Here is a 12861-nt window from a genome sequence, read left to right as displayed (position 1 = left end):
ATATCTTAGACAACACCGTCCCCTCGTTCGGAGATTCCCGATGCCCGCGACCCCGGAAGAAGCCGCCGTGAACAGTGCCGACGCGACGCCAGCGCTGCGCAAGCGCCACGGCAACGGCCCGCTCTTCTTCGTCTTCGGGACCGCCTTCGCCGTCGTCACGGCGATCGGGTGGGGCTACTCCGTCATGAACTACTCGGGCCTGGCCGGCGGGGTGTACCACCAGGTCGTGTCCTACGAGGTCGCCTCCGCCGACGAGGCGCGGATCACGTTCGAGGTCAACAGCCAGACCGGCGCCCAGTGCCTCCTCACGGCCCTGGACGACCAGCACGTCCAGGTCGGCCAGGCCCGCTCCACCGTCGAGGCGGGGAACCGCATAGTCACGACGAGCGTTGACACGGTTCGGGAGGCTTCCACGGTAGAAGTCGCCTCGTGCAGGGAACAAGACCCGCAGGACTGATCCACCGAACCCTCCCCCTGCGTGGCCCGGTGCCAGGGCGGACACGCGAGTGACAGTGTGTGTCGACGCACGGTGATATTCTCGTGAGTTCAGCTCTGGCCGCCTGGTGGCCATTGCTACGAGTACACCAAGGAGTTCCCGTGACCCAGACCCGCGACGACAACGTCACCTGGCTCACCCAGGAGGCGTACGACCGGCTCAAGGGAGAGCTGGACCACCTGACGGGGCGCGGGCGCGTCGAGATCGCGGAGAAGATCGAGGCGGCCCGGGAAGAGGGCGACCTGAGGGAGAACGGCGGCTACCACGCCGCCAAGGAGGAGCAGGGCAAGATGGAGGCCCGCATCCTCCAGCTCACCGAGATCCTGCGCACCGCGCGGGTCGGCGAGGCGCCCCGGACCGAGGGTGTGGTGGGCCCCGGCATGACGGTCACCGTCAGGTTCGACGGTGACGACGAGGAGGTCACCTTCCTCCTCGCCTCGCGGGAGGAGAGCGGCGCTCCCATCGACGTGTACTCCCCCAAGTCGCCGCTCGGCTCGGCCATCAACGGCAAGCGCGTGGGTGAGAGCGTGAGCTACCAGCTGCCCAACGGGCGCTCGCTGGGCGTGGAGATCATCGACTCGGTGCCCTACAACGGCGCCTGACGCCAGATCGGGTGAGGGGCGCGGGAGCCGCCCCTCACCCGCGCCCGGACGGGTCCTCGTCGGCCACACCAGGTACGGCCGTCGCGTCGGTGGCCCCGAATCCCGGAGTGCGGCCACACCCCGACGAGAACCACCCATCGAGGAAACATATGGCCACCCCCCACTGGTATCCGCAGAACCCGAGGTACGCCGCGGCCGTCCCTTCCGCGCGCGGAGGGCCGGAGCTGGCCGGTTTCGGCCGCCGCCTGGCCGCGCGGTCCATCGACTACGTCCTCGCGGTGATCGCCGCGGCCGCGTTCTTCGTCGTGGTGGTCGTCCTACTGTTGTTGCTGACCGGGGAATCCGACGCCAGCGACGCCCAGGCCGGTGTCTGGGCGCTGATGCTCTTCTTCGGCTGGGGCGTGCTGCTGTTCTTCTACGACTGGCTGTACCTGGTGGCGTGGGGACGCACCCTGGGCAAGGCCATGGTCGGGATCAGGGTGGTGAACGCCGCCGACGGCGGGCGGCTCAGCCAGGGCCAGGCCCTGGGCCGGGCCGCGTTGTTCGGGCTCCCCCAGTCGCTGCCGGTCCTGGGCCACCTGTTCTCCCTGGGCGAGTCCATGGCCTCCCTCGGAGAGGCCCGCCGCGCCCTCCACGACCGGACCTGCGGAACCGTCGTCGTCCGCGACTGACCCGCACCGCCCGGAGGGAACCTCACGGAAGCGGTTCGCACGCGGGCGCGTCCGCGCCGCCGTCTGCGAACACGGCCGGGACGTAGTTGCCCTCCCCGATCCGGTACCAGGCGTCATCCGTTCCGAAGGGCCCCCTGGCCACGTCCCCGACCGCCTGGCAGGCCACGTCCACGACCGCCGTGTGCGCGGCCAGCCCCACCGGGGAATGCTCCAGTCCGGGACCGCCTCGCACGACCACCGGGTCATGTCGCGTGGCGGTCGTGATCCTGGCCTTGGCCCGGTAGTCCGCGGTCCACAGGTAGTCGACCTCCACCCACCCGTTGTCGGGCAGTTGGAGTCCTTCGCGGAACGCACCGTCGGCCAGGTCGATCCCGGCCGGGTTGCGCACCCTGCGGCCGAAGCCGTCGCGCCCGCCGTTGTGGCCGTCGGAGTAGGCGGCCTGCGCCTGGGGGCGGCCGTGATCCAGGTCGGGCCAACTCTGTCGGGACTCGTTCCAGTGGTCGTCCGTGATGTTCCACGGGCCCACGTCCCACACCGGGAGGTAGGCGCATCGGGGTTCGTGGTCCGCGGGCGCGCCCAGGGCCTTGGGGCCCAGCGCCCCCGTGGTGCACACCCGTACCGTGTAGTCGCCCCCGCCCCGAGGGGCCAGGGCCCGGCGTGACGGCAGCGCCACAAAGTGGTCTGCGGTGCGGATGGTGTGGCCGTTGGCGGTGCGCCCGCCGACCAGCCCGATCCGGGTGGCGAAGAGCCGGGCGGAGAACGGCCTGGTCCGCTCGCCGGCGGCGCCCTCCTGCCCGCCGGTCGGGTCAGGGTACTCGGGTCCGCCCGTCCACGGGTCGCGGCCCCAGCGGCCCCCGCCGGGTCCGCCGTGCGGCGACGGATCGGCCGCCCGCACGCCCAGCCCGGTCAGCGCCGTGCCGTCACCGTCCACCTCCACCCGCAGCTGCACGCGGGAGACGCTCTCGGGCAGGGTGACGCGGCCGTGCCGCGGCGCCGGGTGCCATTCGGTCCACATGCCGTCGTCACGCACGCCGCGCGCCTCGGCCAGCACGTCGCTCCGGTCTCCCTCGGCGCGCACCGACAGGTCCACCGTGTCGGTGCGCGCCCCCAGCCCCAGATCGGGGAAGGTGGCCAGGCCGGTCTCGGGCGCGTCGTGCTCCCTGCGGGCGCTGGTTCCGCCCGCCGACCCGCCGGTGGCCACGCGCAGCGCGCCGTCGTCGAGCACCAGCCCGACCCGGTCGGCGGAGGCGAGGTCCTGTGCGATCCAGTCCGTCCGCGCGAGGGCCGGGGTCGTCGGCACCAGCAGTGCGGCGGCGCTCAGAGCGGCCAGGGTCTGCGCGGTGGCTCGGCACCGTCGGTCGGACATGGCGTCTTCCTTCACCCAGAGAGGACAACTCCGTCACTCTCAGTAAGCGCCCTGGTGCGTACACACTCAAGGAGCTTGTGTCGGGTGTTGGTGATACGCCGGTAAAAGTCCGATTCGTTAGGCAACCCTCAGTCGGCGAACGCGAGCAGGCACGCGGTGAACCCGTGGACGTGGTTGACGCCGCCGACCGGACCGATCTCCCCCGCCGCGAAGAAACCCGCCACCGCGTCCACGCCCAGGATGCGGCGGACGGCGAGCACGTCGTGGTCGGCCTGGGAGAACAGGGCCCTGCCCCGCCCGTTGCAGGAGAAGAGCAACCCGGCGCCGACCTCGTGCTCCGCGCCGAAGTCGGCCAGTCTCCGTGCCAGGTCCTCGTCCGCCGTCCCCGCGTCGCGCACCTGGAAGCGCACGGTCTGGCCCACCTCGACCATGTCGCCGACCGCCAGCGCGCCCAGGTCGGGATCGACGCCGGCGAGCGCCCTGATCAGGAAGTCCCCCTGCTCGTGCTTGTCCGCGTACTCATCGATGGCCAGGCCCACGTGCAGCCCCTGGGCGGCCAACTCGCGGTCCTCCTCGCTCAGCGAGTCCAACAGGCCTTCGAGCTTCTCGTAGGCGTTGGTCCCGGCGAGTTCCAAGAGGAGGTTTCCCTCAGCCTTGGTGACGGTCATGTTCGGGCCGATCGGGCGGCAGCCCTGGCTGACCACGGTCCCGAGCACGCCCTCGCCGCCGACCAGCACCCCGATGGCGCCGCTGTCGACCACGTCCCCGTCACAGAACAGCCGGACGGACTCCTCCCCGCGCAGGCCGTCGGCCATACCGCCGACCAGCGGCAGCCCGCCCAGGGCCGGAGTGGACTCTCGGACGAAGGCCTGGGTGGGGAACTCGTAGGGGTTGGCCAACAGGATCGCCACCCGGTCGAGCGGGCCGGGTTCGCGCATGCCGACCACGGCGAGGTGGTCCTCCTCCAGGACGGTGTCCAACTGGAAGGGGGTGAGCTCGACGCCCGGCAGCCGCGCGCACCACACACTGACCGCCCCCTGGCCCTCCACGCCGCGACCGCCGCCGATCACGCCGGTGGAGCTGCACCCGAGCGCGACGCGCCGGGGACCAGTTCCATCACGCGTCTGCCGGCGAGCGTGACCTCGTCCGGATCGGCGCCGCTGACGAAGAAGCACACGAGGTCGACGGCTCCGCCCGGCCGTCGCCCGTCATCGCCCGCCGGGGAGGTCTCGCGTCCGGACAGGCCATCCCCACCAGGGGACGCCTCCGGCGCGGCCCCGCCCAATCGTTCGAGAGCGCACAGCACGGCCCGCTCGGCCGCGTTCACGAGGTCGGCCCCCGTCGTCAGAGCATCGCCGAACCGCGCCACCAGCCGCCACCCCGCCTTCACCGGCTCTCCGGCCGGACCTCGGACCGCACCTTCACCCCCATTCTTCCACTCCCCGCCCCGCTCTGGGGGTCCACGGCCACCGGCGTCCGAGAACGGGTGAGCGCGCACGGACCAGCCGCGCGGGCATCGGTGATCACGGGTGCGCGCGGTGACAGCGGGCCCGGAACCCTTCCCGCGCACGGAAGTCAGGAGCGGATTCGTGTCACCGGGGCCGCCGACACTCCCTAGACTCCATGGCGTGAGTCCCGCCACGCCTTACCCGCCCCCGAGCGACCTCCCGACGACGCGCGCCGCGCTGCGCGCGTCCGGACACGTCCACCGTTCCGTGGCCGCCGAGGTACGGGACAACCTGCTGCGCCGGATGGGCGCGGGCAGCCCCCGCTTCCCCGGCCTGCACGGATTCGACGCCACGGTGCTCCCACGGGTGGAACGGGCCCTGATCGCCGGGCACGACATCGTGCTCCTTGGCGAGCGCGGCCAGGGCAAGACACGGCTGATCCGCACCCTGGCCGGGCTCCTCGACGAGTGGTCGCCCGCCGTCGCGGGCTGCCCCGTCAACGACCACCCCTTCGCCCCCGTGTGCCCCGGATGCCGCGCGCGGGCCGAGCGCGACGGCGACGCCCTGCCGGTCGTCTGGCGGCACCGCGACGACCGCTACGGGGAGAAGCTCGCCACCCCCGACACCGGTGTCGGCGAGCTCATCGGCGACGTGGACCCGGCACGGCTGGCGCGGGGGCGCTCGCTCAGCGACCCCGAGACCATCCACTACGGCCTCGTACCGCGCGCCAACCGGGGCGTCTTCTGCGTCAACGAACTGCCGGACCTGCCCGCCCGCGCCCAGGTGGCGCTCTTCAACGTCCTGGAGGAGCGCGACCTCCAGATCCGCGGGTACACCCTGCGGCTGCCGCTGGACCTGTTGCTGGTCGCCAGCGCCAACCCGGAGGACTACACCAGCCGCGGGCGGATCGTCACACCGCTCAAGGACCGGTTCGGCGCCCAGGTGCGCACCCACTACCCGCTGCGACTCGACGACGAACTCGCGCTGGTGCGGCAGGAGGCGGCGCTCCCCGAGGGCACCACCGTGCCCGCGCACCTGCTGGAGGCCCTCGCGCGGTTCACGCGGCTGGTCCGCGCGTCCAAGAAGGTCGACGGTCGCTCCGGGGTGTCGGTGCGCTTCTCCGTGGCCGCCGCCGAGACCGTCGCCGCCTCCGCCCTGCGCCGCGCGGCCCTGACCGGCGAGGACGTCCCCGTGGCCCGGGTCAGCGACCTACCCGCCGTCGTCGAGCCGCTGTTGGGCAAGGTCGAGTTCGAGCTGGAGGCCGAGGGACGCGAGGTGGAGATCCTGCACGTGCTCCTGCGGCGGGCGGTCGCCGAGACCTTCCGCTCCCGGCTCGGCGAGGCCGACCTGTCCCCCATCGCCGACCGGTTCGCCGGGGGCGGCACCGTCGAGACCGGCGACCTCGTCGGCGCCGCCGAACTCCTGCGCCGGGTGGGCGCCGTGCCGGGCCTATCCGCCCTCATCGAGAGCGCCGCGCCCGAGGCGGAGGACGGTCCCCCCACCCAGGGTTTGGCCGCCGCGGTGGTCGAGTTCGCGCTCGAAGGGCTGTACCTGGAACGGCGCCTGTCCAAGGACGCGTCACCGACGGCGGGGTCTACCGGTTCTGACCCGCGACGACGCGGGCGCACACGGGAGGAGACGGGCATGGGGTTCCGCTACCGGGCGTACACGGGCGGCCCGGACCCGCTGGCCGACCCCGACCCGCCGCCCGCGGAGAAGTGGGTCGAGGCGAACGCCCCCGAACGGGAGCAGGCGGGGGACGGCGGCGCGGGCGAGGGCTCCGCCGAGGAGCGATCGCTGGACGGGACACGCGCCGACGGCCTCCTCCCTCCCGGGGAGGGGACCGGCCACGGACTCACCCCGCGCGAACTACGGCGGCTCGGCCGGATCGCGCTGCGCGACATCGAGCGCGCCGCACGGAGCGCAGCGGGGCGGCACGCGGGCGGCGCCGCGTCGGGTACCGAGCCCACGGGAGCGGCCCTTCCCCGCGAGGCCGACGACGACCGTCCCCTCGACCCCGTGGCCAGCGTGCGGGCGGCGGCGCTGCGCCGCGCCGTTCCCGGGGAGCGGGCGATCCGGCTGCGCGCGGACGACCTCCGCGTCGCCGAGACCGAACCGGTCGGCGCACGGGCGGTGTCGCTGTTGGTCGACCTGTCGCACTCGATGGTCGAGCGTGCCCTGCACACGGCTGCCACGCGGACCGCGCTGGCCCTGCACACCCTGGTCAGCGGCCATCACCCGGAGGACCGGATCCAACTGGTCGCTTCGGTGACACCGCCTACGAGCTGACGCCCGGCGCGCTGACGGCGCGGGAGCGGCGGCGCGCCCCCGGCACCAACCTGCACCACGCGCTCCGGCTGGCCAGGCGGAACGCGCGGCGCCACCGCGGCCTCCGGCCCCTGGTGCTGGTGGTCACCGACGGCGAGCCCACGGCGCACGTGGACGACGACGGCCGCGCCAGGTTCGCGTGGCCGCCCGATCCGCGTACCGCCGAGGTCACCCTCGGAGAGCTGGACGGGCTGCTGCGCGAGGGAGCGGAGGCGGTGTTCTTCCTGCTCGCCGACGACCCCCGGCTGCACGCCTTCGCCGCCGAGGTGGAACGGCGGCGGGCGGCGCGGGTCGTGCGCTCCGACGCCGCGGCACTGGGTCCGCTCGTTCTCGACCGGTATCTGGGGCGGCGGACCTGACCGCCCGGGAGACGGTGGTCAGTGTTCGAAGACGTTGACGTCGGAGGCCAGGACCAGCAGCGCCTCGGGGGCGTCGCCGCCGGAGTAGAGGAGCTGGTGGCGGTTGGCGGGCATGATCGTCTCGGTGAACCGCAGCGCGACCTCCCCGGCGTAGGCCACGCGCTCCTGGACGAGCAGCGGGATGCCGGGGCCGAGCCCGAAGGCCTGGGCCTCGTAGGGCGAGGGCATGCGCGCGCCGACGACGTCCCAGTTCCAGGTCTCGTGGTGACCCAGGCCGCTCAGGGTGGCGCTGACCCCCTGTTGGAGGCGTTCGGGCGACATCAGCGGTGTGTTGTTGGCGATGGTGAACGGGAAGTAGGTGATCTGGGACTGCCAGAGCCCGCCCTCGACGAAACGGTCGCAGGAGCGGATGACGACGAGGCCGCCCTGCGGTACCGCGAGGTCGGTCTCCGGGCGCAGGCGCTTGACCACGCGCGGGCTCATGGTGTCCAGGCTGACTTTGATCTTCTCGTGGATGTTGTCGTAGCCCGCCTCGCGCAGGTGCGGCTGGTAGCCCTCCTGGAAGCGCTCGGAGTCCGAGCCGCCGGAGACAGGTGTGGCCAGGTGGATGATCGGCCGGTGGTCCGCGGCGTAGGCTCCACGACCCGCGCGGATGGCGACGCGGCCCTCCTCCTGGAGGATGCGCATCCCCATGCGCGCCGTGGCGCGGGAGACGTCGAACCGCTCCGCGAGTTCCTCCTCCCCGGGCAGGCGTCGCCGGGCTTGTAGTCGCCCTTGGCGAGCGCCTCGCGCAGATGGTCGGCGACCACGGTCTTCTTCGACGTGCTCATCTGTGTGCTCAGTCCCGGTGGTAGGCCTTGAGGTTGCCGTGTTCGAACTGGTACCGGATGCTGTGCCCGGCGTAGACGGTGTGCACCACGCGGATCGGACACTCCTCGGAGTAGTCGGTGCGGTGCACGTTCAGCACGGGTACGCCCGGCGGGAGTTCGAGCTGCGACGCCTCGTGGGGTGTTGGCATGCGGGTCTCCACCTCGTCGACCCAGCCGACCTGGCGGTGACCGTGCCCCAGCATGACCTCCAGGGCGCTGTCCACGTCCTCGGGCATCATGAGCGCGGTGCCCTGGACGAGCTCCATGGGGTAGTAGGCCGAGCTGATGGAGCCGGACACGTCCCCGGAGAAGCGGTACATGCGGCGGACGACGGTCATGTCGCCCTCGGGGACGCGGAGCCGGCTCGCGATGTCGGGTGTGGCGCTGAGGAGCTGGAGTTCCTCCAGGGTCTGTCCGGACAGGGCGGACTCGTTGAGACCGGTGCCTTGGGTGGGGCGGGTGGCGTAGAAGGTCTCGGGGACGACGTTCTGGACGAAGTGCCCTCGGCCGGGTCTGCTGAGGATGAGTCCCTGGTTGCGGAGCATGCCCAGGGCGAGCCGGACGGTGTTGCGGGAGGCTCGAAGCGTTCCTCCAGCTGCTTCTCGGAGGGGAGCTGTCCTCCGGGAGGAAGGGTGCGGTCCTGGATCTCGCGGCGCAAGACCCGGGCGTCTGTCGATATCTACTCTCTGCCCGCATGAGTCCGTTCCCGAAGGGGTAGTAGTCCAACAGGTTGGCTTGTACCAACAAGATGAGCACGACACCAACAGAACATGTCCATCTGGTCCGCCGCTACCCATCCTAGAGGAAGGCGACCCTAAGTACACGGCCCCCGGTCCCGGAGCCGACGGAGATCATCCGTGGTCGTCGCCCGCCGCCGACCACCGAGCACACGGAAGAGACCTCGTGAGCACCCGTGAGACCCCCTCCCACGAAGGGAGAGGGGAGTCAGCGGAACTGAACCGACATCCGTGAGGAGAACCCCATGATCCCCCTCGTCATCACGCTCGTCGGCGTCGTACTCCTGGGCCTGGCCGCGGGGTTCCTCCTCGCCGTCTCCATCGGCATCCGCCGTCAGGACCGCCGTGGGAGCTACCGATCCCTGCGCGACGACGAAGACCGGAGCGCCCTGTCCCGCACCGGAAGCCTCGTCGTCGGCCTGCGCTTTCCCAACGACGCCCGGTCCCCCGACCCGCGGGACCGCACCCCCAGCGCGGTCTGAGGCCCGGTCAGTCCTCCAGCGCCCGCAGCAGATCCGCCACCAGGTCGTCCGCGGACTCGATGCCGACGGAGACCCGCACCAGGTCGGGCGGAACCTCCAGGGCGGAACCCGCGGTCGACGCGTGCGTCATCCGACCGGGGTGCTCGACCAGGGACTCGACGCCTCCCAGTGACTCCCCCAGAGTGAAGACCTCGGTGCGCTCGCACAGCCGCAGCGCCGCCTTCTCCCCGTCGCGCAGGGTGAAGGACACCATTCCGCCGAAGGAGCGCATCTGCCGCTCCGCGATCTCGTGCCCCGGGTGACCGTCCAACCCGGGGTAGTACACCGTGCGCACCGCCGGGTGGCGCTCCAGTTCGGCAACGACCCGCTCGGCGTTGGCGCTGTGCCGGTCCATGCGCACGCCCAGCGTCTTGATCCCGCGCAGGGTCAGCCAGGAGTCGAACGGCCCCGGAACGGCGCCCATGGTGTTCTGGTGGAAGGCCAGCCGCTCGCCCAGTTCGGCGTCGGCGACCACCAAGGCGCCGCCGACCACGTCGGAGTGCCCGCCGAGGTACTTGGTCGTGGAGTGCACCACCACGTCCGCGCCCAGCGTGAGCGGCTGCTGGAGGTAGGGCGAGGCGAACGTGTTGTCGACGACGTACAGCGCGCCCGCGTCGTGTGCGATCCGCGCGACCGTCTCGATGTCGGTGATGTTGAGCAGGGGGTTGGTGGGCGTCTCCGTCCACACGACCCTGGTGGTGGGGCGCAGCGCCGCGCGCACGGCCTCGGGGTCGGTCTGGTCGACCGCGTCCCAGGTGACGCCCCAGCGCTCGACGACCTTGGAGATCAGCCGGAAGGTGCCGCCGTAGGCGTCGCCGGGGATGATGACGTGGTCGCCGGGCGACAGGACCGTGCGCAGCAGCGTGTCCTCGGCGGCCATGCCCGAGGCGAAGGCCAGCCCCCGCACTCCGGACTCCAGCGCGGCCAGGCACTCCTCAAGGGCGGCGCGCGTCGGGTTGCCCGTGCGCGAGTACTCATAGCCCTGGCGCAGACCGCCCACGCCGTCCTGGGCGTAGGTGCTGGTCTGGTAGATCGGTACCACCACGGCCCCGGTCCCGGCGTCCGGTTCCTGCCCCGCGTGGATGGCCAGCGTCTCAAACCCGTCGAACGTCATGGGGCCACAATAGCCGCCAATCGCCGCTGAAGACCCGGCTTCCACAGGCCCTAGGCGGGCGGGAACCGCGTGGCCGAACCCGGTTCCGGCGGCTCGGTCGGCGCCTCGGGCGGCAGCCCCGCAGCAGGGGTGGGCACACGGGTGGGGGTGCCGCTCTCGCGCATCCGCGGGTCCCAACCCAGCTCGGAGTCGTGGGTGCGCACGATCCTCCCGGGGACGCCGGCGACGACGCAGTGGTCGGGGTAGTGGCCGGGCCGGACCACCGTGCCCGCCGCGACCACGCAGTTGCGGCCCAGGTGCGCCCCGGGCAGGATCACCGCGTTCGCGCCGATCCAGCTGCCGTCGCGATGCTCACGGGGTCGTCGACGGGCCACTGGAGGCCGACGGGGATCTCGGTGTTGGCGTAGGAGTGGTTCTGGTCGGTGATGTAGACGTAGGGGCCGGTGTAGACGTGGTCCCCGATGTCCACGGACCGGTGCGCGACGATGTGCGACCCGCGGCCGATCGCGCAGCCCGAGCCGATCCGCACGACGGTGCAGGGACCCAGGTCGTAGTCGGGGCCCATGCCCGCCGCGAGGGTCATGTCGCCGCCCAGCACGGTGTGCACGCCGATCTCGATCCACGGCTCCCCGTACAGGGTCGCGGTCGGGAAGGCGATCGCGGAACCCGCGCCGAAGCGGGCGAACCTCCGGGCCGCCTTGGAGTCCGCGCGGATTTCGGCGTTGCTCCTCGCGTACGACCAGACGGAGCGGATGATCCAGGACAACAGCCGCGACACGCGAGCTCCCATGTGTTACCTGCCAGTAATGTTGCCGCGAAGGGTAGCAGTGTCCGAGTATGCGCCGATCCACATGGTATGCACACGCCGGGGCCCCGAACCGCGCGGAAGGCGGTCCGGCCCCGAGGCGGGCGCCGAGCCGGAGACGTCCGTCGGGGGCCGCGCCCTCGACGAGGCCCCCGCACGGCGGTGGGCTCAGCCGGACAGGTGGGCCAGCAGGTCCTGCCGGGTGAGGATCCCCACGGGGCGGCCGTCGCGCAGCACGACCAGCGCACCCGAGCCCCGCAGCAGGCGCACGCAGTCGCTGACCGGCGTACCCGTGCCGACCGTGGCCAGCGGCCTGCCCATGTGCGTCTCCACGCTGTCGTCCAGCTGGGCGCGGCCGTCGAAGAGGGCGTCCAGGACGTCGCGTTCGGCGATGGAGCCGACCACCTCGGCCGCCATGACCGGCGGCTCCTCCTTCATGACCGGCAGCTGGGAGACCCCGTACTCGCGCATGATCGCCACGGCCGTGCCGAGGGTCTCGTGCGGGTGGGTGTGCACGAAGTCCGGCATCGCGGCGTCCTTGCCGCCGAGCACCTGCCCCGCGGTGGCCTCCTCGGTCTCCGCCGACAGGAAGCCGTAGTCGGCCATCCACTCGTCGTTGAAGATCTTGCCGAGGTAGCCGCGACCGCCGTCGGGCAGCAGCACCACGATGACGTCCTCGGGCCCCGCGTCCCGCGCCACCCGCAGCGCCGCCTCGACCGCCAGTCCGCAGGAGCCGCCGACCAGCAGCGCCTCCTCGCGCGCCAGTCGGCGCGTCATGAGGAAGGAGTCCTTGTCGCTGACGGCCACGATGTCGTCGCAGATCCCCGTGTCGTAGGTGCCGGGCCAGATGTCCTCGCCCACGCCCTCGACCAGGTAGGGGCGGCCCGACCCGCCCGAGTACACCGATCCCTCGGGGTCGGCGCCGATCACCTCGACCCGCCCCCGCGAGACCTCCTTGAGGTAGCGGCCGGTGCCGGTGATCGTCCCGCCGGTGCCGATGCCCGCGACGAAGTGCGTCACGCGCCCCTCGGTCTGCTCCCAGATCTCGGGACCGGTGGAGTGGTAGTGCGACTCCGGGTTGTTCTGGTTCTCGTACTGGTTGGGCTTCCACGCACCGGTGATCTCCTCGGCCAACCGGTCGGAGACCGAGTAGTAGGAGTCGGGGTGGTCGGGGGCGACCGTCGTCGGGCAGACCACGACCTCGGCGCCGTAGGCACGCAGCACCGCCAGCTTGTCCGGACCCACCTTGTCCGGGCAGACGAAGACGCAGCGGTAGCCCTTCTCCTGCGCGACCATGGCCAGCCCGATCCCGGTGTTGCCGGAGGTCGGCTCGACGATGGTGCCGCCCGGCCTGAGCGCGCCGCTCTTCTCCGCCGCCTCGACCATGCGCAGCGCGATGCGGTCCTTCACCGAACCGCCGGGGTTGAAGTACTCGACCTTGGCGAGGATGGTCGGCGCGAGCCCCTCGGTGACCTTCCGAAGACGCACCAGCGGGGTGTCCCCCACCAGGTCGATCAGTGAGTCGTGTACCCGCACTGTGGGCTC

At 72.1% G+C, this 12861-nt stretch carries 9 protein-coding genes and 5 pseudogenes; 7 read left to right on the top strand and 7 right to left on the bottom strand.

The window, feature by feature from the left end; genetic code table 11:
• Positions 1-40: 40 nt before the first annotated feature.
• From BJF83_RS07300 to BJF83_RS07290, 3 genes are all read left to right on the top strand, one after another.
• The gene (locus BJF83_RS07300) at positions 41-457 is read left to right on the top strand and encodes a DUF4307 domain-containing protein (RefSeq protein ID WP_075925692.1); all 417 of its coding nucleotides are present in this window, start codon (positions 41-43) and stop codon (positions 455-457) included.
• A 140-nt stretch (positions 458-597) separates the two neighbouring features.
• Positions 598-1098, top strand: coding sequence for a transcription elongation factor GreA (greA, locus tag BJF83_RS07295; RefSeq protein WP_075925691.1), 501 nt, complete (start codon positions 598-600; stop codon positions 1096-1098).
• A 149-nt stretch (positions 1099-1247) separates the two neighbouring features.
• Entirely contained in the window at positions 1248-1769 is a 522-nt protein-coding gene (locus BJF83_RS07290) for an RDD family protein (protein WP_075925690.1), read from the top strand.
• 22 nt (positions 1770-1791) lie between these two features.
• Here BJF83_RS07290 and BJF83_RS07285 read toward each other — a convergent pair whose 3' ends face one another.
• Positions 1792-3135 (bottom strand): hypothetical protein, encoded by a 1344-nt coding sequence (locus tag BJF83_RS07285; RefSeq protein WP_075925689.1) that lies wholly within the window; start codon positions 3133-3135, stop codon positions 1792-1794.
• Positions 3136-3263: 128 nt separating this feature from the next.
• A pseudogene (locus tag BJF83_RS07280) lies at positions 3264-4504 on the bottom strand (FIST N-terminal domain-containing protein).
• A gap of 259 nt (positions 4505-4763) precedes the next feature.
• Between BJF83_RS07280 and BJF83_RS07275 the strand changes: the two are divergent.
• The 3 genes and pseudogenes from BJF83_RS07275 (at position 4764) to BJF83_RS30395 (ending at position 7270) form a co-directional block, all read left to right on the top strand.
• Positions 4764-6190: pseudogene (locus tag BJF83_RS07275) on the top strand (sigma 54-interacting transcriptional regulator).
• Positions 6191-6227: 37 nt separating this feature from the next.
• Complete coding sequence (locus tag BJF83_RS30400) at positions 6228-6872, top strand: hypothetical protein (protein WP_316042223.1); 645 nt, start codon at positions 6228-6230, stop codon at positions 6870-6872.
• Positions 6873-6985: 113 nt separating this feature from the next.
• Positions 6986-7270, top strand: coding sequence for a hypothetical protein (locus tag BJF83_RS30395; RefSeq protein WP_316042222.1), 285 nt, complete (start codon positions 6986-6988; stop codon positions 7268-7270).
• 18 nt (positions 7271-7288) lie between these two features.
• Here BJF83_RS30395 and BJF83_RS07265 read toward each other — a convergent pair.
• Together BJF83_RS07265 and BJF83_RS07260 are read right to left on the bottom strand one after the other, a co-directional pair.
• Positions 7289-8100, bottom strand: a pseudogene (locus BJF83_RS07265) (GntR family transcriptional regulator).
• Between the two features lie 8 nt (positions 8101-8108).
• Positions 8109-8835 (bottom strand): annotated as a pseudogene (locus BJF83_RS07260) (GntR family transcriptional regulator).
• 286 nt (positions 8836-9121) lie between these two features.
• On the opposite strand from BJF83_RS07260, the gene BJF83_RS07255 reads away from it, so the two are divergent.
• A complete protein-coding gene (locus BJF83_RS07255; protein WP_075925688.1) occupies positions 9122-9358 on the top strand; it encodes a hypothetical protein in 237 nt (78 codons plus the stop codon).
• 7 nt (positions 9359-9365) lie between these two features.
• On the opposite strand, the gene BJF83_RS07250 is transcribed toward BJF83_RS07255, so the two are convergent.
• From BJF83_RS07250 to BJF83_RS07240, 3 genes and pseudogenes are all read right to left on the bottom strand, one after another.
• Complete coding sequence (locus tag BJF83_RS07250) at positions 9366-10511, bottom strand: cystathionine gamma-synthase (RefSeq protein ID WP_075925687.1); 1146 nt, start codon at positions 10509-10511, stop codon at positions 9366-9368.
• Positions 10512-10561: 50 nt separating this feature from the next.
• Positions 10562-11301: pseudogene (locus BJF83_RS07245) on the bottom strand (acyltransferase).
• 183 nt (positions 11302-11484) lie between these two features.
• Positions 11485-12852, bottom strand: coding sequence for a cystathionine beta-synthase (locus BJF83_RS07240; RefSeq protein ID WP_075925721.1), 1368 nt, complete (start codon positions 12850-12852; stop codon positions 11485-11487).
• Positions 12853-12861 lie beyond the last annotated feature (9 nt).

Origin of the sequence: Nocardiopsis sp. CNR-923, assembly GCF_001942255.1 — a bacterium.
Lineage (GTDB): Bacteria > Actinomycetota > Actinomycetes > Streptosporangiales > Streptosporangiaceae > Nocardiopsis.
The sequence above is the reverse complement of the archived record's forward strand: the minus strand, read 5'-3'. Positions and strand labels throughout refer to the sequence as shown.

What these genes read in the sequence shown, in the direction of transcription:
- BJF83_RS07300 (WP_075925692.1), top strand. Translation starts at nt 41, where the DNA reads ATGCCCGCGACCCCGGAAGAAGCCGCCGTGAACAGTGCCGACGCGACG.
- BJF83_RS07290 (WP_075925690.1), top strand. Translation starts at nt 1,248, where the DNA reads ATGGCCACCCCCCACTGGTATCCGCAGAACCCGAGGTACGCCGCGGCC.
- BJF83_RS07285 (WP_075925689.1), bottom strand. Translation starts at nt 3,135, where the DNA reads ATGTCCGACCGACGGTGCCGAGCCACCGCGCAGACCCTGGCCGCTCTG.
- BJF83_RS30400 (WP_316042223.1), top strand. Translation starts at nt 6,228, where the DNA reads ATGGGGTTCCGCTACCGGGCGTACACGGGCGGCCCGGACCCGCTGGCC.
- BJF83_RS07255 (WP_075925688.1), top strand. Translation starts at nt 9,122, where the DNA reads ATGATCCCCCTCGTCATCACGCTCGTCGGCGTCGTACTCCTGGGCCTG.
- BJF83_RS07250 (WP_075925687.1), bottom strand. Translation starts at nt 10,511, where the DNA reads ATGACGTTCGACGGGTTTGAGACGCTGGCCATCCACGCGGGGCAGGAA.